This window comes from Rhizobium sp. 05L419 (assembly GCF_056397845.1).
In genome coordinates this window covers 144,071-169,513 of the sequence record NZ_JBFTOF010000001.1, presented here as the reverse complement: position 1 = coordinate 169,513, position 25,443 = coordinate 144,071, and the positions used below count along the sequence as shown (strand labels likewise).

The 25,443-nt window shown below is 61.0% G+C and carries 27 protein-coding genes; 23 read left to right on the top strand and 4 right to left on the bottom strand.

The genetic code is table 11. The annotated features are described in order from the left end of the window. The first annotated feature begins 1 nt into the window (after window position 1). Complete coding sequence (locus AC1DMK_RS00870) at window positions 2–883, top strand: LpxI family protein (RefSeq protein WP_477856625.1); 882 nt, start codon at window positions 2–4, stop codon at window positions 881–883. Further along, window positions 880–2,061 carry a lipid-A-disaccharide synthase gene (lpxB, locus tag AC1DMK_RS00865; protein ID WP_477856623.1) on the top strand — a complete coding sequence of 394 codons (1,182 nt, stop codon included), beginning with the start codon at window positions 880–882 and terminating at the stop codon, window positions 2,059–2,061. Before AC1DMK_RS00870 ends, lpxB begins: the two co-directional genes overlap by 4 nt. A gap of 50 nt (window positions 2,062–2,111) precedes the next feature. Here the strand turns inward: lpxB and gltA are convergent, their stop codons facing one another. Continuing rightward, a complete protein-coding gene (gltA, locus tag AC1DMK_RS00860; protein WP_477856621.1) occupies window positions 2,112–3,401 on the bottom strand; it encodes a citrate synthase in 1,290 nt (429 codons plus the stop codon). Between the two features lie 1,120 nt (window positions 3,402–4,521). On the opposite strand from gltA, the gene AC1DMK_RS00855 reads away from it, so the two are divergent. Next, on the top strand, window positions 4,522–4,659 hold the full coding sequence (locus tag AC1DMK_RS00855) for a ComEC/Rec2 family competence protein (protein WP_477856619.1): 138 nt from the start codon (window positions 4,522–4,524) through the stop codon (window positions 4,657–4,659). A 159-nt stretch (window positions 4,660–4,818) separates the two neighbouring features. Here the strand turns inward: AC1DMK_RS00855 and lexA are convergent, their stop codons facing one another. Further along, the gene (lexA, locus tag AC1DMK_RS00850) at window positions 4,819–5,541 is read right to left on the bottom strand and encodes a transcriptional repressor LexA (RefSeq protein ID WP_037061498.1); all 723 of its coding nucleotides are present in this window, start codon (window positions 5,539–5,541) and stop codon (window positions 4,819–4,821) included. Between the two features lie 202 nt (window positions 5,542–5,743). Here lexA and AC1DMK_RS00845 point away from each other — a divergent pair, with 202 nt between their 5' ends. The 17 genes from AC1DMK_RS00845 to AC1DMK_RS00765 all read left to right on the top strand — a co-directional run bounded on the left by AC1DMK_RS00845 (window position 5,744) and on the right by AC1DMK_RS00765 (window position 19,924). Beyond that, on the top strand, window positions 5,744–6,625 hold the full coding sequence (locus AC1DMK_RS00845) for a VOC family protein (RefSeq protein WP_037061500.1): 882 nt from the start codon (window positions 5,744–5,746) through the stop codon (window positions 6,623–6,625). After that, on the top strand, window positions 6,622–7,467 hold the full coding sequence (gene kdsA, locus AC1DMK_RS00840) for a 3-deoxy-8-phosphooctulonate synthase (RefSeq protein ID WP_196246746.1): 846 nt from the start codon (window positions 6,622–6,624) through the stop codon (window positions 7,465–7,467). Before AC1DMK_RS00845 ends, kdsA begins: the two co-directional genes overlap by 4 nt. Window positions 7,468–7,608: 141 nt before the next feature. Beyond that, window positions 7,609–8,883, top strand: coding sequence for a phosphopyruvate hydratase (gene eno / locus AC1DMK_RS00835; protein WP_037061503.1), 1,275 nt, complete (start codon window positions 7,609–7,611; stop codon window positions 8,881–8,883). 138 nt (window positions 8,884–9,021) lie between these two features. Continuing rightward, window positions 9,022–9,342, top strand: a complete 321-nt coding sequence (locus AC1DMK_RS00830) for an FtsB family cell division protein (protein WP_037061506.1) — start codon at window positions 9,022–9,024, stop codon at window positions 9,340–9,342. Between the two features lie 146 nt (window positions 9,343–9,488). After that, complete coding sequence (gene pdhA / locus AC1DMK_RS00825; protein ID WP_037061508.1) at window positions 9,489–10,535, top strand: pyruvate dehydrogenase (acetyl-transferring) E1 component subunit alpha; 1,047 nt, start codon at window positions 9,489–9,491, stop codon at window positions 10,533–10,535. Window positions 10,536–10,550: 15 nt separating this feature from the next. Next, on the top strand, window positions 10,551–11,939 hold the full coding sequence (locus AC1DMK_RS00820; protein ID WP_477856615.1) for a pyruvate dehydrogenase complex E1 component subunit beta: 1,389 nt from the start codon (window positions 10,551–10,553) through the stop codon (window positions 11,937–11,939). A gap of 18 nt (window positions 11,940–11,957) precedes the next feature. Continuing rightward, the gene (locus tag AC1DMK_RS00815) at window positions 11,958–13,304 is read left to right on the top strand and encodes a pyruvate dehydrogenase complex dihydrolipoamide acetyltransferase (protein WP_477856613.1); all 1,347 of its coding nucleotides are present in this window, start codon (window positions 11,958–11,960) and stop codon (window positions 13,302–13,304) included. Between the two features lie 19 nt (window positions 13,305–13,323). Then, window positions 13,324–13,965: an SGNH/GDSL hydrolase family protein gene (locus tag AC1DMK_RS00810; protein ID WP_037061515.1), complete on the top strand. Its 642-nt coding sequence runs from the start codon at window positions 13,324–13,326 to the stop codon at window positions 13,963–13,965. Between the two features lie 2 nt (window positions 13,966–13,967). Next, window positions 13,968–14,549: a GNAT family N-acetyltransferase gene (locus AC1DMK_RS00805; RefSeq protein WP_037061519.1), complete on the top strand. Its 582-nt coding sequence runs from the start codon at window positions 13,968–13,970 to the stop codon at window positions 14,547–14,549. A gap of 15 nt (window positions 14,550–14,564) precedes the next feature. Continuing rightward, a complete protein-coding gene (lpdA, locus tag AC1DMK_RS00800; protein ID WP_477856611.1) occupies window positions 14,565–16,013 on the top strand; it encodes a dihydrolipoyl dehydrogenase in 1,449 nt (482 codons plus the stop codon). 118 nt (window positions 16,014–16,131) lie between these two features. Next, the gene (locus AC1DMK_RS00795; RefSeq protein WP_037061524.1) at window positions 16,132–16,386 is read left to right on the top strand and encodes a GlsB/YeaQ/YmgE family stress response membrane protein; all 255 of its coding nucleotides are present in this window, start codon (window positions 16,132–16,134) and stop codon (window positions 16,384–16,386) included. Window positions 16,387–16,401: 15 nt separating this feature from the next. Then, window positions 16,402–16,650, top strand: a complete 249-nt coding sequence (locus AC1DMK_RS00790) for a GlsB/YeaQ/YmgE family stress response membrane protein (protein WP_037061526.1) — start codon at window positions 16,402–16,404, stop codon at window positions 16,648–16,650. Between the two features lie 37 nt (window positions 16,651–16,687). Next, complete coding sequence (lipA, locus tag AC1DMK_RS00785; protein WP_037061527.1) at window positions 16,688–17,659, top strand: lipoyl synthase; 972 nt, start codon at window positions 16,688–16,690, stop codon at window positions 17,657–17,659. A 72-nt stretch (window positions 17,660–17,731) separates the two neighbouring features. Then, on the top strand, window positions 17,732–18,283 hold the full coding sequence (locus tag AC1DMK_RS00780; RefSeq protein WP_477856609.1) for a P-loop NTPase family protein: 552 nt from the start codon (window positions 17,732–17,734) through the stop codon (window positions 18,281–18,283). A 9-nt stretch (window positions 18,284–18,292) separates the two neighbouring features. Then, a complete protein-coding gene (locus tag AC1DMK_RS00775) occupies window positions 18,293–18,865 on the top strand; it encodes a P-loop NTPase family protein (RefSeq protein ID WP_477856607.1) in 573 nt (190 codons plus the stop codon). Window positions 18,866–18,901: 36 nt separating this feature from the next. Next, the gene (locus tag AC1DMK_RS00770) at window positions 18,902–19,471 is read left to right on the top strand and encodes a P-loop NTPase family protein (RefSeq protein ID WP_477856605.1); all 570 of its coding nucleotides are present in this window, start codon (window positions 18,902–18,904) and stop codon (window positions 19,469–19,471) included. Window positions 19,472–19,480: 9 nt separating this feature from the next. After that, window positions 19,481–19,924, top strand: coding sequence for a type II toxin-antitoxin system RatA family toxin (locus tag AC1DMK_RS00765; RefSeq protein WP_477856603.1), 444 nt, complete (start codon window positions 19,481–19,483; stop codon window positions 19,922–19,924). On the opposite strand, the gene AC1DMK_RS00760 is transcribed toward AC1DMK_RS00765, so the two are convergent. Next, window positions 19,915–20,415 (bottom strand): CinA family protein, encoded by a 501-nt coding sequence (locus AC1DMK_RS00760; RefSeq protein WP_477856601.1) that lies wholly within the window; start codon window positions 20,413–20,415, stop codon window positions 19,915–19,917. The two genes, AC1DMK_RS00765 and AC1DMK_RS00760, sit on opposite strands and share 10 nt — an antisense overlap. Then, window positions 20,412–21,632, bottom strand: a complete 1,221-nt coding sequence (locus tag AC1DMK_RS00755; protein WP_477856599.1) for a bifunctional 2-C-methyl-D-erythritol 4-phosphate cytidylyltransferase/2-C-methyl-D-erythritol 2,4-cyclodiphosphate synthase — start codon at window positions 21,630–21,632, stop codon at window positions 20,412–20,414. The genes AC1DMK_RS00760 and AC1DMK_RS00755 overlap by 4 nt, the downstream gene beginning before the upstream one ends. 207 nt (window positions 21,633–21,839) lie before the next feature. Here AC1DMK_RS00755 and dusB point away from each other — a divergent pair, with 207 nt between their 5' ends. From dusB to ntrC, 3 genes are read left to right on the top strand one after another with little or no spacing between them, the layout of a single operon-like run. Then, window positions 21,840–22,796: a tRNA dihydrouridine synthase DusB gene (gene dusB, locus AC1DMK_RS00750; protein WP_477856889.1), complete on the top strand. Its 957-nt coding sequence runs from the start codon at window positions 21,840–21,842 to the stop codon at window positions 22,794–22,796. Further along, on the top strand, window positions 22,793–23,947 hold the full coding sequence (locus AC1DMK_RS00745; protein ID WP_037061543.1) for a two-component system sensor histidine kinase NtrB: 1,155 nt from the start codon (window positions 22,793–22,795) through the stop codon (window positions 23,945–23,947). Before dusB ends, AC1DMK_RS00745 begins: the two co-directional genes overlap by 4 nt. Continuing rightward, window positions 23,944–25,395: a nitrogen regulation protein NR(I) gene (gene ntrC, locus AC1DMK_RS00740; RefSeq protein ID WP_037061546.1), complete on the top strand. Its 1,452-nt coding sequence runs from the start codon at window positions 23,944–23,946 to the stop codon at window positions 25,393–25,395. Before AC1DMK_RS00745 ends, ntrC begins: the two co-directional genes overlap by 4 nt. The last annotated feature ends 48 nt before the right edge of the window (window positions 25,396–25,443 follow it).

The following is a 25,443-nucleotide window of genomic DNA, read 5'->3' as shown; positions in this document are numbered from 1 at the left end:
TTTGTCTCCGGTCAGCGATAGGGCGAAAGGCCGTCTGGCAATTATTGCAGGCAGCGGCTTTCTGCCGTCCTATGTCGCCGAGGCGGCCCGGATCAGGGGGGAGGCCCCCCTGATCATCGCACTCAAAAACGAAACGGATCGCTCCTGGGATGGTTTTGAGCATGTTGTCGTCGGTGTGGGGGACTTTGCCGCAATCGACCGCTTGCTCGAGGTCAACCGTATCGAGCGCGTGGTCATGTCAGGTGGCGTCAGACGTCGTCCCGAATGGCGTGAGGTCCGTCCAACTCTGAAGACATTGGCCAAGGTTCCTTCCATCGTTCGTACCCTGATGTCTGGTGGCGACGACACCGTACTGCGCATGGTGATCAAGCTGATCGAGAAAGACGGTCGCCGGGTCATTGGGGCGCAGGAGATCGCCCCAGATCTGCTGGCGACGGTCGGGCCGCTCGGTGCCGTTGTGCCTGATGCAGACGACCTGAAGGACATTGCAAAAGCTGGTGAGGCGGCCGAGGCGCTTGGACGGCTCGATGTCGGCCAGGGTGCCGTTTCAGTCGGTGGACGCATCGTCGCGCTTGAGGGCGTGGAAGGAACAGACAGCATGCTGGAGCGCGTCGCGGGTCTGCGCGCAGGGGGGCGGATTTCCCAGCGCCGCCGCGGGGTTCTGGTGAAGCTCTGCAAGCCGCAGCAGGATATTCGCGCTGATTTGCCCTCCATCGGGATTTCGACGGTCGAGAATGCCCGCAAAGCGGGGCTCGCGGGTGTCGCCGTCGACGCGGGACGTTCGCTGATCCTCGATCGGGTGGCTGTAATCGCAGCGGCCAACGAAGCCGGTATCTTCATCTGCGGTCTGGATCGCGGATTGCCTTCCTGGGGACTTGAATGAGTGCGCGTGCGTTGAAGGTTGCAATCATAGCCGGCGAGGTCTCGGGCGACCTGCTCGCCGCCGATCTCATCGCGGGCCTAAAGGGGCAATATGCGGGTCCGGTGGAACTGATCGGCGTTGGCGGCGAGGGGCTGGAGGCACAGGGCTTGCGGTCGCTGTTCGACTTTTCCGAGCTGTCGATCATGGGCATCACGCAGGTACTTGGCAAGCTGCCCAACCTTGTCCGTCGCATTCGCCAGACGGCCGCCGCGATCATCGCCGCGAAACCGGATGTCCTGGTGATCGTCGACAGCCCCGATTTCACTCATCGCGTCGCCAAGCGCGTGCGCACGGCGTTGCCTGATTTGGCCGTGGTGAACTACGTATGCCCGAGCGTCTGGGCGTGGAAGGAATACCGGGCGCAGCGCATGCTCCCCTATGTCGACCACGTCCTCGCCGTGCTTCCGTTTGAGCCCGAGGTCATGAGGACGCTCGGCGGACCGCCGACGACCTATGTCGGTCATCGCCTGACGGCGGAACCGGCGCTGCTGGAGGCGCGCCGCCGCAGGGCCGAGATGAAACCGCTTCGCGATGATGTTCGCAAGACGATCATGCTGTTGCCCGGCTCTCGCGCCTCCGAAATAACCAAGTTGCTTCCGTATTTCGGCGATGCCGTCAGCGAGCTTAGAGCGCGCAACGGCGAGATGCGCTTCGTCTTGCCGACGACATCGCGCAGGGAGGCGTTGGTTCGCGAACTGGTCAAGGATTGGGCGACAAAGCCTGATATCGTCACCGGAACGGATGCAAAGTGGCAGGCATTTGCCGACGCGGATGCGGCCATGGCCGCATCCGGCACGGTCATCCTCGAGCTGGGGCTGACTGGGGTGCCCTGTGTCTCCGCGTACAAGACCGACTGGATCATCAAGCTGCTGACAGGCCGCATCAAGATCTGGACTGCAGCCATCCCGAACCTGATTGCCGACTACGCCGTGGTCCCTGAATACATCAACGAGGTCGTGCGCGGCGCAAGCTTCACGCGGTGGATGGAAAAGCTCTCCACCGACACCCTGCCGCGCAGATCCATGATGGAAGGCTACGATCTCGTCTGGGAGCGGATGCGAACAGAAAAGCCGCCGGGCGAACACGCCGCCGAGATCGTCCTGGAGGTTCTCCGAAAGAAAAAACCCGGCCAATTCTGACCGGGTTTTTTTGTTGGCTTGTGACGCCGATTGACGTCTGAAGCCACCGATCAGCGCTTGGAAACCGGAATGTAGTCGCGCTGCGGCTCACCGATGTAGAKCTGGCGCGGGCGACCGATGCGCTGCTGGGGATCCTCGATCATTTCGTTCCACTGAGCGATCCAGCCGACGGTGCGGGCAAGGGCGAACAGGACTGTGAACATGGTCGTGGGGAAGCCGAGCGCCTTCAGCGTGATGCCGGAGTAGAAGTCGATGTTCGGATAGAGCTTCTTCTCGATGAAATAGGAATCCGTAAGCGCGATGCGCTCCAGTTCCATTGCCACGTCGAGCAGCGGATCGTCCTTGATGCCGAGTTCGCCGAGAACCTCATGCGTCGTCTTCTGCATGATCTTGGCGCGCGGATCGTAGTTCTTGTAGACGCGGTGACCGAAGCCCATCAGGCGGAACGGATCGTTCTTGTCCTTGGCGCGGGCGATATATTCCGGAATACGGTCGACCGAGCCGATTTCGGTCAGCATGTTGAGCGCTGCTTCATTGGCACCGCCGTGAGCCGGACCCCAGAGGCAGGCAATGCCGGCCGCGATGCAGGCGAACGGGTTGGCACCCGAAGAGCCGGCGAGGCGCACAGTCGAGGTCGACGCGTTCTGTTCATGGTCGGCGTGCAGAATGAAGATACGGTCCATGGCGCGGGCAAGCACCGGATTGACGACATACTCTTCGCAGGGAACGGCAAAGCACATGCGCAGGAAGTTCGATGCGTAGTCCAGGTCGTTCTTGGGATAAACGAAGGGCTGGCCGACATGGTACTTGAAGGCCATGGCAGCAAGCGTCGGCATCTTGGCGATCATGCGCAGGCTGGCGACCATACGCTGATGCGGATCGGTGATATCGGTCGAGTCGTGATAGAAGGCCGACAGTGCGCCGACACAGCCGCACATGACAGCCATCGGATGCGCATCGCGGCGGAAGCCGGTGAAGAAGCGCGACATCTGCTCGTGCACCATCGTGTGGTGCGTAACGCGGTAGTCGAAGTCCTTCTTCTGCGCCGCGGTCGGCAGCTCGCCGTAGAGCAGGAGGTAGCAGACTTCAAGGAAGTCGCCATGCTCGGCCAGCTGCTCGATCGGATAACCGCGATGGAGCAGGACGCCCTCGTCGCCATCGATGTAGGTAATTTTCGATTCACAAGACGCGGTCGAGGTGAAACCAGGATCGTACGTGAAGGAAGCCGTGTTTTTGTAGAGGGCGCCGATATCGATGACGTCAGGGCCGATCGTGCCGCTTTTCACGGCGAGGTCGACCGACTTGTCACCAAGTTTCAGTGTTGCGCTTCGATCCGTCATTGTGATCCTCCAAACTGGCGGGTGGCGCCATAAAAGCGCCATAGGGTTAAGCGTCGTCTGCGATAGCTATATGATCGCGCGGTTAATGCCAAGTTCTCTCGACGCCATTTTGTGCATCGCAGTATCAACTTTTAAGCAGCGCAGCGATGCCCGCCGCGCATAGCGGAAGCCGATGATTATCCTTGTCTTTTCCGCGTTCCGATTTCTCTTCGGAATTCAATCGATTATTGTTACCTGAAGCGTCGGAAGCCTGCATTCTGGTTGCGGGTAAGGGTGGCTTGCGGGTGCGGACGCATGCCGGAGTCGAAAACGATCGAAGCGGGGTCGGCAGCGTCGGAGGCGGCGCGCCCGCAAAATTTCTGCGCTCTTCCTGACGAGGACGGCCGTGCCATAAGGATACGGCCCGCGCAGACGCAATCCGCTTCTCGCTGGACGGCAAGAACCGAACGCGCCACTCGCAGATATGACGCCGCCGGGCGCAGCCTCGCGCTGGGCGAGGAACTCGATCACGGACGGTACTCCCCTGATCTCGCCGGTCTTTCTGGGAGCAGGCGCGGTCGCGTGGTTCAAGTTCGATTCCGACGTTGCTTCGACGCGGCTCGCGGCACGGTTCGTCGTTCTGCTCTTGGTCATGCTGGCGGCCGGGATCCGGCGCATGATCGTCCGGCGAGCCGCTCTGGCCGGCTTGCTGTGCGTGATCGTCGCCGGCAGCCCATCTGGAAACCCGGCGCGCGGGAACGGTGATCCTGGATTCCGTCGTGACGACCACGCTGACTGGGCGCGTCGAGCGTCGGGAAGGGAACGACAAGGGCCGATGGCGCTACATCGTGGGCGTGACCGAGACAAATGCTTCGAGGGTGAGGCGTGCGCCGACGCACGTGTCCCTGGTCGCGCACGGCTGCGCGCCGCTGGAAGTCGGTGCCTGGCTTACAAGGCGCGTCCGGCTGATGCCGCCGGCGGGGCCTGCACTTCCAGGCCTGAACGACTTGCCTTCTCCGCCCACTTCGACGGGGAGGGCGTCAATGGTTTCTCTCTACGCAGAATGAGGCAATGGAGTGGCTCTACCGGCTAAGGAGCGGCATCGGCGATCGTATCCGATCAATCCTGCCGGGCGATAGAGGTGTCTTTTGCGGCATCGCTGGTAACAGATGAACGACGCGCCATCTCTCCGGAAACGACCGAGGCGCAACGCCAGTCCGCACTCGCCCATATCGTTGAGATTTCCGGTCTGAACATGGCGCTCTCGGCCGGCATCTGATTTGTCGGGCTGCGGTCGCCGTCCGGGCTCTTCCCAGCCTTCGCGCAGGCCTATCCGGCAAAGTAGATCGCAGCATCAGGTGCGCTTCTGGCGTTGCGGCCTATTGGCTCATTTCGGGCTTTGCCGTCTCCGCCGAGCGCGCTTTCATCATGATGGCAATCAGTGATAGCGGCGGATGAGGCCGACAAGCTTGCCCTGCACCTTGACGCGGTCAGGCCCGAAGATGCGCGTTTCATAGGCGGGGTTCGCGGCTTCGAGCGCGATCGAGGCACCCTTGCGCCGAAAGCGCTTCAGTGTCGCCTCCTCGTCATCGACAAGCGCGACGACGATATCACCCGGATTTGCTGTGCTGCCGTTGCGGATGATGACAGTGTCGCCGTCGAAGATACCGGCATCGATCATGGAGTCGCCCTTGACCTCCAGCGCATAGTGTTCGCCCGAACCAAGCATGTCGGCTGGAACCACGATGTCATGGGTATTGTTCTGGATGGCTGAAATCGGAACACCTGCTGCGATGCGTCCCATGACAGGCACGGAGGCCGAATTGCCGTTATCGGCACTGGGAGCCGGCTTCGGTGCGGCGGGCGCGACCATCTGCGGCTTTCCGAGGCTGCCCTCGATGACGCTCGGCGAGAACCCACGTCGCGGTTGAAGGCTCGGATTGTACGCTTCCGGGAGCTTGATGACTTCGAGTGCGCGGGCTCGATTGGGCAGTCGGCGAATGAACCCCCGCTCTTCGAGCGCCGTAATCAGCCGGTGGATGCCCGATTTCGACGCAAGGTTCAGCGCATCCTTCATTTCATCGAAGGAAGGGGGGACACCGGACTCCTTCATTCGCTCGTGAATGAATAAAAGAAGTTCCTGTTGCTTGCGTGTGAGCATCGAAGTCAACCCCAGAGTCGTGAAACAAAGCCAGAACAGACACTATATGTTCCATATGTGTTCCGCAAGTACCTAAATTTTCGTAAAACTTGGCTCCGATTTGTCGCGTTTTTACACTTCATTCGACGTATGCCGCTGAGGCCTCTTGCATTGTCGTGCAAGCCAGCGCACATCATTCGCGAATTTCGGAAGAGGATTTGCCATGAGTGAAGCCCGTCCGCTGGACCATGTTGTCCTGCCTGTCGCCAATGTCGGCCTGGCGCGCGAACGCCTTGGCAAGCTCGGTTTCACCGTGGCGGCCGATGCGCGCCACCCGTTTGGTACAGAAAACGCCTGCATCTTCTTCGCCGACAAAACATATCTCGAGCCGCTCGCAATCGCGAGTGCGGATGCGTATGAGGCGTCGATCAAGAAGGGCAACGTCTTTACAGCGCGCGATCGCGCCTTCCGCTTCCGGTGCGGCGAGAACGGCCTCTCGGCAGTCGTCCTGGCAACGACGGATGCCGATCGCGACCACGCCCGTTTCCATGCCGACAGGATAAGCGGCGGCGAGATGCTGCAGTTTGAACGTCCGATGAAGATGCCCGATGGATCCGAGACGACCGCGGCTTTTAGGCTCGCCTTCGCCGCGGACCTTCGTGCACCCGATTTCTTTCTCTTCACCTGCCAGCGGATCAATGCACTTCCTCCAGACCGAAAGACGCTGGAAACGCATACCAACGGCGTGACCGGGATCGCCGAGATCGTGCTCGCCGCGCCGGACCCGAAGGCGTTCGGCCTGTTCCTGCGCTTTTCCTCTTCGGCGCCGTTGGTCCGGGACGAAGCGTTTGGCATTAGCCTTGCCACGCCCAATGTTCGCATCAGCATTCTTTCGCCGGATGGACTGAATGCCTATTTCGATCTCGCCGCGCCCGGCACCGATCGCGGCCTGCGCGGCGTTGCCATCGTGTTCAAGGTCGGCGATCTCGCCGTGACAGAAGCGCATTTGGCTGCTAACGGGATCACCTACACGCGCAAGAACAATCGAATTCTGGTAAAGGCAGCGTCCGGGCAGGGCGCGCTCTTTGCCTTCGAGGAGAAGTGATGAGCCAGACAAACTCCGAAGTCGCAGTTGGCGAGGGTGCCGGCGCGGTTGTATTTTCGAATAGCGGCAAACTGTCCCTGATCGCCGGCCCCTGTCAGATGGAGAGCCGCGATCATGCGTTCATGGTCGCCGGCGTACTCAAGGAACTCTGCGACAAGCTCGGCATCGGACTGGTCTACAAGTCCTCCTTCGACAAGGCAAACCGCACCTCGCTTTCAGCACAACGCGGCATCGGCTTGCAGACGGCGCTTGAAGTCTTCGCCGATCTCAAGAAGGAATACGGCTTTCCCGTTCTGACCGACATCCACACGGAAGAGCAGTGCGCCGAAGTGTCGACCGTTGTAGATATTCTGCAGATACCGGCTTTCCTCAGCCGCCAGACGGATCTTTTGGTCGCTGCCGCCAGGACCGGCCGCGCGATCAACGTCAAGAAGGGGCAGTTTCTGGCGCCCTGGGATATGAAGAACGTTCTCAACAAGCTGAATTCGACCGGCAATCCGAACATTCTGCTATGCGAGCGCGGCGCCTCCTTCGGCTACAACACGCTGGTTTCCGATATGCGTTCGCTGCCGATCATGGCGGCCATGGGCGCGCCTGTGGTTTTCGATGCGACCCATTCGGTCCAGCAGCCTGGCGGACAGGGAGGCTCCAGCGGCGGCCAGCGCGAATTCGTCGAAACGCTGGCACGCGCGGCCGTTGCCGTCGGCGTTGCAGGTGTGTTCGTCGAGACGCATGAAGATCCCGACAACGCGCCGTCGGACGGTCCGAACATGGTCTTTCTCAAGGATATGCCGCGCCTTCTCGAAAAGCTGCTGGCCTTCGATGCGATCGCCAAGAACTGACGTTCAAAAGACTGACATGATCGTGTAATAGGGCACGCACGACGATCGTCATTGAGGACGCGCAAACCGCGATTGTAATTTGCGCGTCTTCGACTAAGACGAATTTCAAACGATTTATCCACCCTCGAGCAGGAAGAGCCGATGACCGCAATTACCGATATTATCGCCCGCGAGATTCTCGACAGCCGTGGCAACCCCACCGTCGAAGTCGACGTCTATCTTGAAGATGGCAGCATGGGCCGAGCGGCGGTTCCGTCGGGCGCTTCGACAGGCGCGCACGAAGCCGTCGAAGTTCGCGACGGCGGAAAGCGCTATCTCGGCAAGGGTGTCGAAAAGGCCGTCGAGGCCGTCAACACGGAAATCTTCGACGCAATCGGCGGCATCGATGCCGAAAACCAGATCCAGATCGACAATCTGATGATCGAGCTGGACGGTACGCCGAACAAGTCCCGCCTCGGCGCAAACGCCATCCTCGGCGTTTCGCTCGCCGTCGCAAAGGCTGCAGCCGAAGCCTCCGGCCTGCCGCTCTACCGCTACGTTGGCGGCGCCAGCGCGCACCTGCTGCCGGTCCCGATGATGAACATCATCAACGGCGGCGCGCATGCCGACAACCCGATCGACTTCCAGGAGTTCATGATCCTGCCAGTCGGCGCCGATTCGATCCGCGAAGCGGTCCGCATGGGTTCGGAAGTCTTCCACGTCCTCAAGAAGGAATTGTCGGCGCAGGGCCACAACACCAATGTCGGCGACGAAGGCGGCTTCGCACCGGGCCTGAAGAGCGCGCCTGAGGCGCTCGATTTCATCATGAAGTCGATCGAGAAGGCCGGCTACAAGCCGGGCGACGACATCTCGCTTGGCCTCGACTGCGCATCGACCGAATTCTTCAAGGACGGCAAGTACGTTCTCGAAGGCGAAGGCCGGACGCTTGAGCCGGGCGCCATGGCCGAATACCTGGCAGAACTCGCAGCCAAGTACCCGATCATCTCGATCGAGGATGGCATGGCGGAAGACGACTGGGACGGCTGGAAGGCCCTGACCGATCTGGCCGGCAAGAAGGTTCAACTGGTCGGCGACGATCTTTTCGTCACCAACTCCGCGCGCCTGCGCGACGGCATCCGCATGGGCGTTGCCAACTCGATTCTCGTCAAGGTCAACCAGATCGGCTCGCTGACGGAAACGCTGGACGCCGTCAATACCGCGCACAAGGCAGCCTACACCGCCGTCATGTCGCACCGTTCGGGCGAAACCGAAGACTCGACGATCGCCGATCTCGCGGTTGCCACCAACTGCGGTCAGATCAAGACCGGCTCGCTGTCGCGCTCGGACCGCCTCGCAAAGTACAACCAGCTGATCCGCATCGAAGAGGGGCTCGGCCCGCAGGCTCGCTACGCCGGCCGTTCGATCATCCGCGGTTAATTCCGTCTGATTTCAAACATTTGGAACCCGCGCCCGTCCGGCGCGGGTTTTTTGTTGTGCGACGTTCATAGTCAACGGACGGTTAATCTCTCATCGGTAGTCTCACTCGCAAAGGTAATGCGTTTCGAGAATGCGTGTATGTGGACAAAGCACCATAAGAAGAAAAAGATCGGCCGGTTCGTCGTTCCGGCCATGGCGGTCGCCTTTCTTTCCTATTTCGGCTACCATTGCATCCATGGCGATTACGGCCTGCGCGCAACCGAAGTGTTCGAGCGCCAACGTGTCGCGCGGGAGAGGGAGCTGGCGGTTCTGAAGGGCAAGCGCGAGCATCTTGAAAATCAGGTCGCGCTGTTGAGTGATGGTTCGATGGACAAAGATATGCTGGACGAGAAAGCGCGTCTGCAGCTGAATTTCTCGCGTGCCGACGAGGTCGTCATATTCAATCATTATTCGAATTAACCAAATACAGGTTAATTGAAATAAGTGTAGATTTATCAATAATTTAACGCAGAATATGAGCCATGCATTTATGGCATTGCTGTGGCGAAATTTCTTCCCTATGGTACGCGCCACCTAAGAACCGATAAACCCATAGGGAGGGTTGAATGGCGCCGCGAAAAAACGCGACCGTTTCCAGCCGCAAAACCAGCGCGAAACCTGCACGCAAAGAATCGAACGGAGGTGCCATTGCCGACTTCGATCGCGATGAGGAGCTGAAGGCCTATCGCGAGATGCTTCTCATCCGCCGCTTCGAGGAGAAGGCGGGTCAGCTTTACGGCATGGGCTTCATCGGCGGTTTCTGTCATCTCTACATTGGCCAGGAAGCTGTCGTCGTTGGCATGCAGATGGCCCAAAAGGAAGGCGATCAGGTCATTACGGCCTATCGTGACCATGGTCATATGCTGGCCACCGGCATGAGCGCCCGTGGCGTCATGGCGGAACTTACCGGACGCATCAGCGGCTATTCCCGAGGCAAGGGCGGCTCGATGCACATGTTCTCCAAGGAGAAGCATTTCTACGGCGGTCACGGTATCGTTGGTGCCCAGGTGTCTCTCGGCACGGGTCTGGCTTTCGCCAATCGCTACCGCGGTAACGACAGCGTTTCGATTGCATATTTTGGCGACGGTGCCGCCAACCAGGGCCAGGTTTACGAGAGCTTCAACATGGCTGCTCTCTGGAAGCTGCCGATCATCTACATCGTCGAGAACAACCGCTACGCCATGGGTACGTCGACAGCGCGCGCCACGGCTCAGTCGAACTACTCGCTACGCGGCTCGGGCTTCGGTATTCCCGGCATTCAGGTCGACGGCATGGATGTTCGCGCCGTAAAGGCGGCGGCCGACGAGGCGCTGGAACATTGCCGCGCCGGCAAGGGCCCAATCATTCTCGAAATGCTGACCTATCGCTATCGCGGCCACTCCATGTCCGACCCGGCGAAGTATCGTTCCAAGGATGAAGTGCAGAAGATGCGCTCGGAATCCGATCCGATCGAGCAGGTGAAGGCGCGCCTCATCGAGAAGGGCTGGGCATCTGAGGACGATCTGAAGGCGATCGACAAGGACGTCCGCGATATAGTTGCCGACAGCGCCGATTTCGCCCAGTCCGCTCCTGAGCCGGATGCGTCCGAGCTTTACACCGACATTCTGCTTTAAGGGGAGGGTTGACCCATGCCAATCGATATTCTCATGCCCGCCCTCTCTCCGACGATGGAAGAAGGCACACTGTCCAAATGGCTCAAGCAGGAAGGTGACAAGGTCACCTCCGGCGACGTCATTGCCGAGATCGAAACCGACAAGGCGACCATGGAAGTCGAAGCCGTCGACGAAGGCGTCATCGGCAAGCTTTTGGTTCCAGCTGGTACCGAAGGCGTGAAGGTGAACGCCAAGATCGCCGTTCTCCTCCAGGACGGTGAAACGGCTTCTGACATTTCCGCGTCCGCTCCGGCGGCAGCGCCGGCTCCGGCCGATGCGCCGCAGACCGAAGAAAAGCCGGCTGCTGCGGCTGCACAGGCTCCCATACCGGCCGAGCCAAAGGCTTACGTGCCGAACGATCCCGAAATCCCGGCAGGCACCGAAATGGTCTCCATGACCGTTCGCGAGGCGCTCCGCGACGCAATGGCCGAAGAAATGCGCGCTGACGACAACGTCTTCGTCATGGGCGAGGAAGTTGCCGAATACCAGGGCGCCTACAAGGTCACCCAGGGTCTGCTGCAGGAATTCGGACCGCGCCGCGTGATCGATACCCCGATCACCGAGCACGGCTTTGCCGGCGTCGGCGTCGGTGCTGCGATGTCCGGCCTGAAGCCGATCGTGGAGTTCATGACCTTCAACTTCGCCATGCAGGCGATCGACCAGATCATCAACTCCGCTGCCAAGACACTCTACATGTCGGGCGGCCAGATGGGCGCGCCCATCGTCTTCCGCGGCCCAAACGGCGCCGCAGCCCGCGTCGGTGCCCAGCACAGCCAGGACTACGCTTCGTGGTACAGCCAGATCCCGGGCCTCAAGGTCGTCATGCCCTACACGGCATCCGACGCCAAGGGCCTTCTCAAGGCTGCCATCCGCGATCCGAACCCGGTTGTCTTCCTTGAGAACGAGATTCTCTACGGTCAGCACTTCGACGTGCCGAAGCTCGACAATTTCGTTCTGCCGATCGGCAAGGCTCGAATCCACCGTCCGGGCAAGGATGTCACGGTCGTCTCCTTCGGTATCGGCATGACCTATGCCGTCAAGGCTGTCGCCGAACTCGAAAAGCTCGGCATCGACGTCGAACTGATCGACCTTCGCACGATCCGTCCGATGGACCTGCCGACGGTCATCGAATCCGTCAAGAAGACCGGCCGTCTGGTCACCGTCGAGGAGGGTTATCCGCAGAACTCGGTCGGCACCGAAATCGCCACCCGCGTCATGCAGCAGGCCTTCGACTATCTCGACGCACCTGTCCTGACGATTGCCGGCAAGGACGTTCCGATGCCTTACGCCGCCAACCTCGAGAAGCTTGCGCTCCCGAACGTCGACGAAGTCGTTCAGGCGGTGAAAGCCGTCTGCTACAAGTAACAAGGGGAGGGTATTTCGATGCCTATCAACATCACGATGCCTGCCCTCTCTCCGACGATGGAAGAAGGCAATCTGGCCAAGTGGCTGGTCAAGGAAGGCGACACCGTTAAATCAGGCGATGTGATCGCCGAGATCGAAACAGACAAGGCGACGATGGAAGTCGAAGCCGTCGACGAAGGCACCGTTGCCAAGATCGTCGTTCCGGCCGGCACCGAAGGCGTCAAGGTCAATGCGCTGATCGCGGTTCTGGCCGCCGAAGGGGAAGATGTCGGCGCCGCTGCCAGCGGTGCAGGCTCTACCGCTCCGGCCCAGAAGGCCGATGCTGCCGAAGCGCCGAAGGCCGCACCCGCGCCGTCCACGCCGGCTGCTGCTCCTGTCCAGGCTGTTGCACCGGCAGCGGTTTCGGCAGACGGCAACCGCACATTCTCGTCGCCGCTTGCACGTCGACTGGCGAAGGAAGCAGGTATCGACCTGTCCGCAATCGCTGGTTCTGGTCCGCATGGCCGCGTCGTCAAGAGCGACGTGGAAGCCGCGGCCTCAGGCGCTGGTGCCAAGGCTGCTCCGGCACTTGCTGCCGCTGCCCCGCAAGCTGCTGCTCCGGCTTCGGCCGCTGCCGCGCCGAAGGGCGCTTCGGAGGAGGCCGTTCTCAAGCTGTTCGAACCTGGCTCCTACGAACTTGTGCCGCATGACGGCATGCGCAAGGTCATTGCCAAGCGCCTCGTCGAATCCAAGCAGACTGTGCCCCACTTTTACGTCACCGTCGATTGCGAACTTGATGCGCTGCTGGCGTTGCGCGCCCAGCTCAACGATGCGGCTCCCCGCAAGGATGGTGGCGCCTCCTACAAACTGTCCGTCAACGACATGGTCATCAAGGCCATGGCGCTTGCGCTGCGCGATGTTCCAGATGCCAACGTCTCCTGGACCGAAAGCAACATGGTCAAGCACAAACATGTCGACGTCGGCGTTGCCGTCTCAATCCCGGGCGGCCTGATCACCCCGATCATCCGCAAGGCTGAGGAAAAGACCCTGTCGGTCATCTCCAACGAGATGCGCGACCTCGGCAAGCGCGCCAAGGATCGAAAGCTGAAGCCCGAGGAGTTCCAGGGCGGCACCACCTCGGTCTCCAACATGGGCATGATGGGCGTGAAGCAGTTCGCGGCCGTCATCAACCCGCCTCATGCAACGATCCTCGCGGTCGGCGCTGGCGAACAGCGCGTCGTTGTCCGCAAGGGCGAAATGGTCATCGCAACCGTGATGAGCGTCACGCTGTCGACGGACCATCGCTGTGTCGACGGCGCTCTCGGTGCCGAGCTGCTCCAGGCATTCAAGGGCTATATCGAAAATCCGATGGGCATGCTCGTCTGAGACGGAAGCGGAGACGGAAATGACGAAGACCGTTCTTTGCTACGGCGACTCGCTGACCTGGGGTTATGACGCTGTTTCCATCGGTCGTCATGACTACAAGGACCGTTGGCCGAGCACGCTGCAGGCAGCGCTCGGCAATGAGGTCAGGATCATTGCCGAGGGCCTGAACGGTCGCACGACCGCATTCGACGATCACCTCGCCGATTGCGATCGCAACGGTGCCCGCATTCTGCCGACAATCCTGCAGACGCATGCGCCGCTCGATCTCGTCATCCTCCTTCTCGGCACCAACGACATGAAGCCGGTCGTGGCGGGATCGGCGTTTGCCGCCTGCCAAGGCATCGCCCGGTTGGTCAGGCTGATCCGCAATCATGCCTGGCCTTTCGAATTCGACGCGCCGGACATTCTGATCGTCGCGCCGCCGAAACTGTGCGAGACGGCAAACGTGCCGTTTGCTGCGTCCTTCGTCGGTGGCATCGAGGAGTCCGCCAAGCTTGCGACGCTCTATCGCGATCTCGCGGACGAGCTTGGTTGCGGCTTCTTCGATGGCAATTCGGTTGCCAGGACGACGCCGCTCGATGGCATACACCTTGATGCAGAGAATACCCGCGCTCTCGGGCGCGGCCTGGAATCGACCGTGCGGATGATGCTGGGGCTGTGACCATGGGCTCTTTCGTGACGCTCCGTCCCGCTGTGCGGGAGGACGCGGCCGAACTGGCGGTTCTCGTGGATATTGCCGCGCATGGCTTTGCCTCGTGGCTCTGGCTGACCGAAGTTGGAAACGGCGGCGGTGACACGCCGATGGAGCTCGGGCGGCGGAAAATGCGCCGCGACGAAGGTCGTGGCAACTGGGGCGACGCAGTCATCGCTGAGGCCTATGGCGAGATCGCCGGAGCGGCGATCGGTTACGGTCTCGGCGAAGGCATACGGGACATTCAACCGGATCGCCCGGCTCTCAAGCCGGTCATCGATCTGCAGAAGACGGTGATTGGAAGCTGGTTTATCGTGACGCTCGGTGTCTACAGCCATTTACGAGGCATCGGGATCGGCAACCGGATACTCGAAGACCAGATCGAGCGGGCGGGGGAACTGCCGGTAAGCCTGATCACCGCGAGCTATAACGAAGCGGCACTGACGCTTTACAAGAGGAATGGTTTTTCGGAGAAGGCGCGCGTCGATGCGGTGTCTTTTTTCGAAAGCAGCAGGAAACACGAGTGGGTGCTTCTCACCCGCGACGCCCGATAACAAAGGCAGGAAAATATGGCTGAGAATTACGACGTCATCATAATTGGCTCCGGTCCGGGCGGCTATGTCGCCGCTGTACGCGCCAGTCAGCTGGGCCTCAAGACCGCGATCGTGGAGCGCGAACATCTGGGCGGCATCTGCCTGAACTGGGGCTGCATTCCGACCAAGGCGCTGCTGCGTTCGGCCGAAATTCTCGACCATTCCAACCACCTGAAGGACTATGGCCTTGTTCTCGAGGGCAAGGTCAGCGCCGACGTGAAGGCCGTCGTTGCCCGCTCGCGCGGCGTCTCCGCCCGCCTGAATAGTGGCGTCGGCTTCCTGATGAAGAAGAACAAGGTGGATGTGATCTGGGGCGAAGCCAAGATCACCAAACCAGGCGAGATCGTCGTCACCAAGCCCAGCAAGCCAGCCGTCGAGCCGCAGCATCCGCTGCCGAAGAACATCAAGAGCGCCGAAGGCACCTACACCGCAAAAAACATCATCATTGCCACCGGCGCCCGTCCGCGCGCACTGCCCGGCATCGAGCCGGATGGCAAGCTGATCTGGACCTATTTCGAAGCGCTGAAGCCGGATGAGCTGCCGAAGTCGCTGATCGTCATGGGCTCGGGCGCGATCGGCATCGAGTTCGCAAGCTTTTATCGTTCGATGGGCGTTGATGTCACCGTCGTCGAAGTCATGCCGACCATCATGCCCGTTGAAGACGCGGAAGTGACGGCGATTGCCCGCAAGCAACTGGAAAAGCGCGGCCTGAAGATCTTCACGGGCGCCAAGGTCACTAAGGTCGAGAAGGCCGCAAACAGCGTAACCGCGCATGTCGAGACAGCTGACGGCAAGGTCCAGCAGATCACGGCCGACCGGATGATTTCGGCAGTGGGGGTGCAGGGCAACATCGAAAACCTCGGTCTCGAGGCCGTCGGCGTGAAAACGGACCGCGGCTGCGTGGTGATCGACGGCTACGGCAAAACCAACGTGCCGGGCATCTACGCCATCGGCGACGTTGCCGGCCCGCCGATGCTCGCCCACAAGGCCGAGCACGAGGGTGTCGTCTGCGTCGAAAAGATCGCCGGCCTGCCGAACGTGCATCCGACCGACAAGAGCAAGGTTCCGGGCTGCACCTACTGCAACCCGCAGGTCGCCTCCGTCGGCCTCACCGAAGCCAAGGCCAAGGAGCAGGGCCGCGACGTTCGCGTCGGCCGCTTCTCCTTCGCGGCCAACGGCAAGGCCATCGCGCTGGGCGAAGACCAGGGCATGGTCAAGGTCATCTTCGACAAGAAGACCGGCGAATTGCTCGGCGCGCACATGGTCGGCGCCGAAGTGACCGAACTGATCCAGGGCTTCGTCGTGGCAATGAACCTCGAGACGACCGAAGAAGAACTGATGCACACGATCTTCCCGCATCCGACGGTGTCCGAAAGCATGAAGGAAGCGGTTCTCGACGCTTACGGCCGCGTTCTGAACGCTTGATAATTTCCTGCGCCGCCCTTTATCTGAGGGCGGCGTAAGCCGTCCCTCAGGAGTGGCGACAGCCATCCCGGGTGGCGGGAGCCATCCCAAGGGGTGGAAAAAACGAAAGGAAATCATCATGTCTATGGGTGCGCAGGCACTGCTCATCTTTCTTCTGATCGGTCTCGTCGCAGGCTTTCTCGCCAGCCTGATCGTCGGGGGAGGCGGATTGATACGGTGCCTGCTCAGCGGCATCATCGGCGCGTTCGTCGGAGGGTTTCTCTTCAACGCGCTCGGCATTTCGCTGGGGATTGAAAATGCAATTGTGGTGCAGATCATTCACGCAACCGTCGGTGCCATCGTCGTGGTGCTGATCGCAAGAGCGATAGCGTAAGGGGCGAAGGACAGTATGGAAGGCGTAGGCTGGATTGCAGCAATCATCATCGGCGGTTTTGCGGGCTGGCTTGCGGGCAAGCTGATGGAAGCCCGTTACGGCATATTGCTGAACATCGTGCTCGGGATCGTCGGCTCGGTTGTGGCGACCGCGATCCTGGCGCAGTTTCATCTTGAAGTGGCCGGCGGCAGGCTCGGCTATTTCATTACGGGTTTCCTTGGTGCCTGCCTGCTGATATTCGTGGCGCGGATTGCGCGCCGATAGATCCTTGCCGCATGGGGCGGTGGAGAGTTGAACTGCTATGGTAACCATTCTCGACACGATCAATCCCGACGCAAAACGCGTGCGGCATCCGGAAAAGGCGCATCGCCCGGATACGGAAGTCATGCGCAAGCCGGACTGGATCCGCGTCAAGGCGCCGACCTCCAAGGGTTACGCTGAAACGCGTTCAATCGTGAAGGAGCATAAGCTCGTCACCGTTTGCGAGGAAGCCGGCTGCCCGAATATCGGCGAGTGCTGGGACAAGAAGCACGCGACCTTCATGATCATGGGCGAGATCTGTACGCGTGCCTGTGCCTTCTGCAACGTCGCGACAGGCAAGCCGAACGCGCTCGACATGGCCGAGCCCGAAAACGTCGCCAAGGCCGTCAAGCAGATGGGTCTCAGCCACGTCGTCATCACCTCCGTCGACCGCGACGATCTCGTAGATGGTGGCGCCGAGCACTTCGAGAAGGTGATCTGGGCCATTCGCGCCGCATCTCCGGCCACCACGATCGAGATCCTGACGCCCGACTTTCTGAAGAAGCCCGGAGCGCTGGAGCGCGTTGTCGCTGCCAAGCCCGACGTCTTCAACCACAACATGGAAACCGTGCCTGGCAACTACCTGACGGTTCGCCCGGGCGCACGCTACTTCCACTCCATCCGCCTGCTGCAGCGTGTGAAGGAGCTGGACCCGACGATGTTCACCAAGTCCGGCATCATGGTGGGCCTCGGCGAAGAGCGCAACGAAGTGCTGCAGCTGATGGACGACCTGCGCACAGCAGACGTCGACTTCCTGACGATCGGCCAGTACCTGCAGCCGACCCGCAAGCATCATGCGGTCATGAGCTTCGTGACACCCGACGAGTTCAAGTCCTACGAGACAGTAGCCTACACCAAGGGCTTCCTGATGGTCGCCTCGAGCCCGCTGACGCGCTCCTCGCACCACGCCGGCGATGACTTCACCCGCCTGAGGGCTGCGCGCGAGAAGAAATTACTTGTGGCTGCAGAATAAACAACGAAGACTTGCATTTTCAGAGAGCCGCGGCGATATTGCCGCGGCTTTTTATTTGAGGAGAGGGTGCTGGTGCGATTCCTGGACGGCATCGAAGAGGCCGCACCGCCGGTCCGGTCTGCCACGCGCATCCTCGTCTTCGGCTGCTCGGGCAGCGGCAAGAGGACGCTCGCCCAGGCTTTGGCAGCTAGGCGCGGCCTCGACTATGTCTCCCTCGATCGTGGTGTTTTCTGGCTTGCGGGCTGGAAGATGCGAGATCGGCCGGAGGCGCTGCAGCGGATGGAGGAGCTTTCCGCTGGCCCTCGCTGGATCATCGATGGAAATAGCCCCGGCAGCCTTCACATTCGTCTCGCCAAAGCCGATCTCGCGCTTTGGTGCCGTCCGCCACGTCTTGTCTCTCTAAGGGGCATCTTCGGCCGCTGGATGAAATATCGCGGGCAGGTCCGGCCGGAGATGGCAGACGGATGCCCCGAGCGCATCAGCTGGAAATTCCTGAAATATGTCTGGAACTTCGAGCGCGACGAGGTTCCCGAGTTCGCGGGCGCATTGGCCCGGCATGGCGGCGTGCGGGTGCTCGTTCTTCGCTCTTACCGCGAGAGCAACATGTTGCTGGCCGCATTGTAGAGGGACAAGATGCTGAAATTCGTCGAAAGCGCGGCCGACGCGGCGGTGCTCCTGAAGAATGCAGAGCGCATCATGGTCATCGGATGCTCCGGCGGCGGCAAGAGCACGCTGTCTCACAAGCTGTCTGAGGTGCTGGATCTGCCTTACATCTCCATGGACCGCGAATTCTTCTGGCTCCCCGGCTGGGTCAAACGGAGTAAGGAGGAAGAGCGGCAGTTGATTGTGGAAGCCGTTGCAGGCAGACGATGGCTTATGGACGGCACGGGTCCATCGACTTTTGACATCCGTTTGCCCCGCGCTGAGGCCGTCGTGTGGGTTCGCATGCCGCGTTGGCTTTGCCTGTGGGGCATCTGCAAGCGTGCTTTCCGGCATCTCGGCAAGACACGGCCCGACATGGCTCCGGGATGCCTGGAGCAGTTCCCGGACAGGGAATTCCTTACCTATATCTGGACCTTCGAGAAGCGTTTCGTGCCAAAAATCCTCGTGGAATTTGAGGAGCACGGTCCCTCCGTTCCGATCGTGCAGCTGAGCAGCAGGGCAGAGATGAGCGATCTGCTTCAGGGCGTCGCCCCCGTCGCCTGAGTGACCAGGTCGATTCGATATTTGCAGGAATGGAATATGCTGAATTTTGTCGCTGACTTTGACCAGGCCGCCGCTCTCCTAAGCAGCGCAGACCGCATCCTTGTGATCGGCTGTTCGGGTGGCGGGAAATCAACCGTGTCGCAAGCGATCGCTGCGCGTTTCGGTTTGACCTATATCTCCATCGATCGGGATGTCCGCTGGTTGCCTGGCTGGAACCTGCGCAGCAAGGAAGAGCAGCGCCAACGCATTTTGGAGAGGATTGCCGGGGACCGTTGGATCATGGATGGCACCAGCACGTCCAGTTTCGATATTCGCGTCGCGCGCAGCGATATCGTCATCTGGGTACGCATGCCGCGCCTGCTTTGTATCTGGGGTGCTGTCACCCGTTGGCTGAGGTTTCTCGGGCGCACGCGGCCGGAAATGGCGCCGGGCTGTATTGAGAAGATCGATTGGGAATTCTTGGCGTTCATTTGGACTTTCGAGGAAAGGTATACGCCGCATATAGTTGCTGGTATGGCGGCTCACGGGCCGGATAAGCCGGTTATCGAACTAAAATCCCGCCGTCAGATGCGTCACCTTCTTGATCTTCTCGGCGCTCCCGCTTAACTGCCGATCATGCCTCAATTCGAAACGCATAGACCCGTGCCTCACTCCGCAGACCAGATGTTCGACCTCGTCGCCGATGTCGAGCGCTATCCGCAATTCCTGCCGCTTTGTGAAGCCCTGGCCATCCGCAGCCGCAAGGAGCGCAACGGCAAGATCCTGTTGATTGCCGACATGACCGTCGGCTACAAGGCGATCCGCGAGACCTTCACGACGCAGGTGTTGCTCAACAAGGCGGAGCGTGTCATCGACGTCAAATACATCGACGGGCCGTTCAAGTATCTCGACAATTGCTGGCGCTTCGAGGATACCGCGGCCGGCTCCAACGTGCACTTCTTCATCGACTACGAATTCAAGAGCCGCATCCTCGGGGCGCTCATGGGGTCGATGTTCGACCGCGCCTTCCGGATGTTTTCCGAGGCCTTCGAGACGCGCGCCGGAAAGATCTATGCCTGAGCGAGCCGCCTGATCATGGCAAGCGCCGTTCTGACGGTGGCAAGACGCACCTGGTCGCGGCCGATATCGCCGTAGAGCATTCTCTGATGCACAAGTCCGCCGCGCCGTGACTTGGCTGCAAGGTGAACAAGACCGACGGGCTTCTCTGCCGATCCGCCGCCTGGCCCGGCCACGCCGGTCACCGCAATCGCGATGTCGGCACGCGAGCGGAAGAGGGCGCCGTTCGCCATCTGCCGGGCCGTCTCTTCCGAGACGGCGCCATAGCGGGAGAGGGTGGCCTCCTGGACGCCCAGCATCTCCATCTTGGCGCTATTCGTATAGGTGACGAAGCCGCGATCCACGACCGCAGAAGAGCCGGCGATCTCCGTCAGTGCGCCCGCGATCAGGCCGCCGGTGCAGGATTCGGCCGTCGAGATCATCATACCAGTTGCGGTGAAGCCGCGGATGATCGCTTCGGCATCCGCGATAATGTCGGCAGGAAACAGGCTCATGGCTTGGCGCCTTGATAGACGACCGTGGCGGTGGCGATCGCAGCGATGCCTTCGCGGCGCCCGACGAAGCCGATCGTCTCGTTGGTGGTGGCCTTGACCGAGCAGCGGTCGATCGAAATGCCGAGATATTCCGAGAGCTTGGCGCGCATTGCATCGCGGTGCGGACCGACCTTCGGTGCTTCGGCGATCAGCGACACGTCGGCGTTCATGATCGTGCCGCCGCGCTCCCGCACGATCCTGGCGGCATGCTCGATGAAGATGCGCGACGGGGCGCCTTTCCACTGCGGATCCGATGGCGGGAAATGGTCGCCGATATCGCCGGCACCACAGGTGGCCAGCAATGCGTCCGTCAGTGCGTGAAGCGCAACGTCGGCATCAGAATGTCCCTTCAGCTTCTGGTCATGCGGAATGAAGACGCCGCAGAGCGTCACGCCGTCGCCGGGCTCGAGCTGATGCACGTCGTAGCCGTTGCCGGTACGCACGTCGGGAAGATGTGTGCCTGAAAGTCTGTCGTCCGCCATTGCGATATCGCGCCTCACTGTCAGCTTCACGTTGTCCGCGGCTCCTTCGACGATCATAACCGGAATGCCGGCCCATTCGGCGATGGCAGCATCGTCAGTGAAATCGTCGCGCCCCGAGGCCGCTGCTTTCTCGTGTGCGACAAGGATCGTTTCGAAGGCGAAGCCCTGCGGCGTCTGCGCGGCATAAAGCTGCGCGCGGGGAACCGTTTCGATCACCGTCCCGGCAGCATCGGCGCGTTTCAGGGTGTCTGCGACGGCCATGGCCGGCAAGACGGCATCCGCGCCATCCGACAGGGCGGCGGCGATACGGTCCAGGAGGTCGTGCTCGAAGAACGGCCGCACCGCGTCATGGATCAGGACATGCGTCACCGCCTTGGCCTTCAGATGACGCAGGCCCGCCAGAACCGACTGCTGGCGCGTGGCGCCGCCGTGAATGGCATCGACCGGGACGCCGGGGGCAAGTCCGCCCGCCGTCTTGGCAAGGAGCGCCTCGTCATCTGGATGAATCACCACGACGATCTGTCGCGCTGCCTGCCATGCGATGAACTTTTCAAGCGTATGGGCAATGACGGGCTTGCCGCCGATCAGGCGATACTGTTTCGGCCCCTCTTCGGACGCGCCCGCTCGCTCGCCACGTCCGGCGGCCACGACGACAATTCCGATCGATATCGGTTGCGTTTGATGCATTTGCGGCATAAATCCCCAAAAAGCAGAATTTGCACTGGTGCTCTAACGGCTTGGCGCACCGAATTCCAGCATTTGCCCGAAAAATATCAATTCGGTCACTGCCCCCTTGGCAAGCCATTCAAACCTGTCTAAAAATAGTGCACCTATCCGGCGTGCCTGAAAGATAATCATTTGTCTGAAGTAGACCTCGCATCCCCTTTGCGGATCGGAACCGTCATGGTGCGCAACCGCGTCGTGCTGGCACCCATGTCCGGCGTAACCGATATGCCCTTCCGCCAGCTGGCGTGGCGCCATGGTGCCGGCCTGGTCGTGACGGAAATGGTGGCAAGCCGCGAACTCGTCAACAATACCTCCGAATCCTGGGCGCGACTGGAGGCTGCGGGTTTCCAGCCGCATGTGGTCCAGCTCGCCGGGCGCGAGGCGCACTGGATGGCCGAGGCGGCAAAAATTGCCGCGGACCACGGCGCCGACATCATCGACATCAACATGGGCTGCCCTGCCAAGAAGGTGATCGGCGGCTATTCCGGTTCTGCGCTGATGCGCGATCCCGACCATGCCCTTGGTCTCATCGAGGCGACCGTCAAGGCCGTTGACGTACCTGTGACGCTGAAGATGCGTCTGGGTTGGGACGAGAATTCCATCAATGCGCCTGAGATCGCCAAGCGCGCCGAGGATGCCGGCGTTCAGCTCGTGACCATTCACGGCCGCACGCGCATGCAGTTCTACGAGGGGCGTGCCGATTGGGACGCAATCCGTGCTGTCCGCGATGCCCTCTCCATTCCACTGGTCGCCAACGGCGATGTCGAGACAGTTGAAGATGCTCGTGAGATTTTGCGCCGCTCAGGCGCTGACGCGGTGATGGTCGGTCGCGGGTGCCAGGGGCGGCCTTGGCATGCGGGCGTGCTTGCAGGCGGGAAGGCGCCGCAGGCCTGGGAGATCGCCGATATTGCCGTCGAGCACTACCGAATGATGCTTGAGTTCTATGGCGAGGCGGTTGCCGTGCGCCACGCGCGCAAGCATCTCGGTTGGTATCTCGAACGCTTCGCTCCGGCAATTGCAGCGACCGACAAAGCTGCAATCATGACCGCGCGGGATGCCGGTGAGGTTTCGCAACGATTCAACGATGCCCTGTTAGCCGCGGCATCGGACAATGAGACCCGGGAGGCCGCATGACAAACGATGTGCCGCTATCGGCCGACCACGCCGGCAGTGCCGTTGCTATGGCGGTCCTCAACGCCATTCAAAATCCGGTCGTCATGGTCAATGAGGCCGGTCTTGTGGCATTTGCCAATTGGGAGGCCGAGGCGTTTTTCGGCGCCAGCGCCTCGCATCTCGCTCGCTACAGGATCTCCACGTTCATCCCGTTCGGAAGCCCGCTTCTGGCGTTGATCGATCAGGTGCGGGAACGCCGCGCACCGATCAACGAGTATCGCGTCGACATTAGCTCCCCGCGGCTCGGTCAGGACAAGCTGGTGGATATCTACGTGGCGCCGGTGGTCAGCGAACCGGGGTCCGTCGTGATCGTCTTCCAGGAGCGCTCGATGGCCGACAAGATCGATCGGCAGCTGACTCATCGCGCGGCAGCCCGCTCGGTGACCGGCCTGGCATCGATGCTTGCGCATGAGATCAAGAATCCGCTCTCGGGTATTCGCGGCGCAGCGCAGCTTCTTGAGCAGTCCGCCGGCGATGAAGATCGTGCCCTGACCCGTCTCATCTGCGACGAAACCGACCGTATCGTCTCGCTGGTCGATCGCATGGAGGTTTTCTCCGACGAGCGGCCGGTGGACCGCGTGCCGGTCAACATCCATTCTGTTCTTGATCATGTGAAGGCGGTTGCCAAGGCAGGCTTTGCGCGCCATCTGCGGATCACGGAAAGCTACGACCCATCGCTGCCGTCGGTCTACGCCAACCGCGATCAGCTCGTTCAGGTCTTCCTCAACCTCGTCAAGAATGCTGCAGAGGCGGTCGGCGACCGGCCGGACGGCGAGATCGTGCTGACGACCGCCTACCGGCCCGGCATTCGCCTGTCGGTCGCCGGAACGCGCGAGAAGATTTCGCTGCCGCTGGAATTCTGCGTTCAGGACAACGGCCCCGGCGTGCCGTCCGATCTGCTGCCCCATCTCTTCGACCCGTTCATCACCACCAAGACGAACGGCAGCGGCCTCGGCCTTGCGCTCGTTGCCAAGATCATCGGCGATCACGGTGGCATCATCGAATGCGACAGCCAGAGCAACAAGACGACCTTCCGCGTTCTCATGCCTGCATCCAAGGATGCCTCGCTTGAAGATGCAACGATCATGAACCCCACAGGACCTTCTCGATGACAGCAACGATCCTCGTCGCAGATGATGATGCGGCAATTCGTACCGTGCTTAATCAGGCCTTGAGCCGCGCCGGTTATGACGTACGTATCACCTCCAATGCCGCAACGTTGTGGCGCTGGGTTTCGGCCGGCGAGGGCGATCTCGTCGTGACCGACGTTGTGATGCCGGATGAGAATGCCTTCGATCTACTGCCGCGCATCAAGAAGGCGCGTCCGGACTTGCCCGTGCTCGTCATGAGCGCGCAGAACACCTTTATGACGGCCATCAAGGCATCGGAGAAGGGCGCCTACGACTATCTCCCGAAGCCCTTCGACCTGACGGAACTGATCGGCATCATCGGGCGTGCGCTGGCGGAGCCGAAACGCAAGCCCGTGAAGCTCGAAGAGGACATGCAGGACGGCATGCCGCTGGTCGGCCGTTCGGCGGCGATGCAGGAAATCTATCGCGTGCTCGCGCGCCTGATGCAGACCGATCTGACACTGATGATCACCGGCGAATCGGGCACCGGCAAGGAGCTCGTCGCCCGGGCGCTTCACGACTACGGCAAGCGCCGCAACGGTCCGTTCGTGGCCATCAACATGGCCGCCATTCCGCGCGATCTGATCGAATCGGAATTGTTCGGCCACGAAAAGGGAGCGTTTACCGGCGCTCAGGCGCGTTCGACTGGGCGCTTCGAACAGGCCGAAGGCGGCACGCTGTTTCTGGACGAAATCGGCGATATGCCGATGGATGCGCAGACGCGCCTGCTTCGCGTCCTTCAGCAGGGCGAATACACGACCGTCGGCGGACGCACACCGATCCGCACCGATGTCCGCATCGTGGCGGCGACCAACAAGGACCTGAAGCAGGCCATCAACCAGGGCCTGTTCCGCGAAGACCTCTATTACCGCCTCAACGTCGTGCCGTTGCGCCTGCCGCCACTGCGCGACCGTGCTGAGGACATTCCGGACCTCGTCCGGCACTTCATACAGCAGGCGGAAAAGGAAGGCCTGGGCACCAAGCGCTTCGATCAGGAGGCGCTGGACCTGATGAAGGCCTATGCCTGGCCGGGCAACGTGCGCGAGCTCGAGAACCTCATTCGCCGTCTGATGGCGCTCTATCCGCAGGACGTCATCACGCGGGAGATCATCGAGTCCGAGCTGCGGTCGGACGTTCCCGACAGTCCGATCGAGAAGGGACCGATCCGCAACGGCAACATGACCATTGCGCAGGCTGTCGAAGAGAACATGCGAACCTATTTCGCAAGTTTCGGCGACAACTTGCCGCCCCCCGGTCTCTATGATCGCGTGCTGACGGAGATGGAGTATCCGCTCATACTCGCAGCGCTGACGGCCACGCGTGGCAACCAGATCAAGGCTGCCGATCTGCTTGGCCTCAACCGCAATACGCTGCGCAAGAAGATCAGGGAACTCGGCGTATCCGTGTACAGAAGCTCCCGCACCGCTTGACAATGTGACAGGCTGCGTTGCATTTTCGCCACATTGCGTTGCTTATAA

Coding starts and splice junctions, on each gene's coding strand:
- AC1DMK_RS00755 (WP_477856599.1), bottom strand. CDS start 21,632: ATGCCGCAAATGCATCAAACGCAACCGATATCGATCGGAATTGTCGTC.
- AC1DMK_RS00830 (WP_037061506.1), top strand. CDS start 9,022: ATGTGGACAAAGCACCATAAGAAGAAAAAGATCGGCCGGTTCGTCGTT.
- AC1DMK_RS00765 (WP_477856603.1), top strand. CDS start 19,481: ATGCCTCAATTCGAAACGCATAGACCCGTGCCTCACTCCGCAGACCAG.
- pdhA (WP_037061508.1), top strand. CDS start 9,489: ATGGCGCCGCGAAAAAACGCGACCGTTTCCAGCCGCAAAACCAGCGCG.
- AC1DMK_RS00820 (WP_477856615.1), top strand. CDS start 10,551: ATGCCAATCGATATTCTCATGCCCGCCCTCTCTCCGACGATGGAAGAA.
- AC1DMK_RS00795 (WP_037061524.1), top strand. CDS start 16,132: ATGTCTATGGGTGCGCAGGCACTGCTCATCTTTCTTCTGATCGGTCTC.
- lpxB (WP_477856623.1), top strand. CDS start 880: ATGAGTGCGCGTGCGTTGAAGGTTGCAATCATAGCCGGCGAGGTCTCG.
- dusB (WP_477856889.1), top strand. CDS start 21,840: ATGGTGCGCAACCGCGTCGTGCTGGCACCCATGTCCGGCGTAACCGAT.
- AC1DMK_RS00810 (WP_037061515.1), top strand. CDS start 13,324: ATGACGAAGACCGTTCTTTGCTACGGCGACTCGCTGACCTGGGGTTAT.
- AC1DMK_RS00805 (WP_037061519.1), top strand. CDS start 13,968: ATGGGCTCTTTCGTGACGCTCCGTCCCGCTGTGCGGGAGGACGCGGCC.
- AC1DMK_RS00815 (WP_477856613.1), top strand. CDS start 11,958: ATGCCTATCAACATCACGATGCCTGCCCTCTCTCCGACGATGGAAGAA.
- AC1DMK_RS00775 (WP_477856607.1), top strand. CDS start 18,293: ATGCTGAAATTCGTCGAAAGCGCGGCCGACGCGGCGGTGCTCCTGAAG.
- AC1DMK_RS00760 (WP_477856601.1), bottom strand. CDS start 20,415: ATGAGCCTGTTTCCTGCCGACATTATCGCGGATGCCGAAGCGATCATC.
- lexA (WP_037061498.1), bottom strand. CDS start 5,541: ATGCTCACACGCAAGCAACAGGAACTTCTTTTATTCATTCACGAGCGA.
- AC1DMK_RS00745 (WP_037061543.1), top strand. CDS start 22,793: ATGACAAACGATGTGCCGCTATCGGCCGACCACGCCGGCAGTGCCGTT.
- lpdA (WP_477856611.1), top strand. CDS start 14,565: ATGGCTGAGAATTACGACGTCATCATAATTGGCTCCGGTCCGGGCGGC.
- eno (WP_037061503.1), top strand. CDS start 7,609: ATGACCGCAATTACCGATATTATCGCCCGCGAGATTCTCGACAGCCGT.
- lipA (WP_037061527.1), top strand. CDS start 16,688: ATGGTAACCATTCTCGACACGATCAATCCCGACGCAAAACGCGTGCGG.
- AC1DMK_RS00770 (WP_477856605.1), top strand. CDS start 18,902: ATGCTGAATTTTGTCGCTGACTTTGACCAGGCCGCCGCTCTCCTAAGC.
- ntrC (WP_037061546.1), top strand. CDS start 23,944: ATGACAGCAACGATCCTCGTCGCAGATGATGATGCGGCAATTCGTACC.
- AC1DMK_RS00845 (WP_037061500.1), top strand. CDS start 5,744: ATGAGTGAAGCCCGTCCGCTGGACCATGTTGTCCTGCCTGTCGCCAAT.
- AC1DMK_RS00790 (WP_037061526.1), top strand. CDS start 16,402: ATGGAAGGCGTAGGCTGGATTGCAGCAATCATCATCGGCGGTTTTGCG.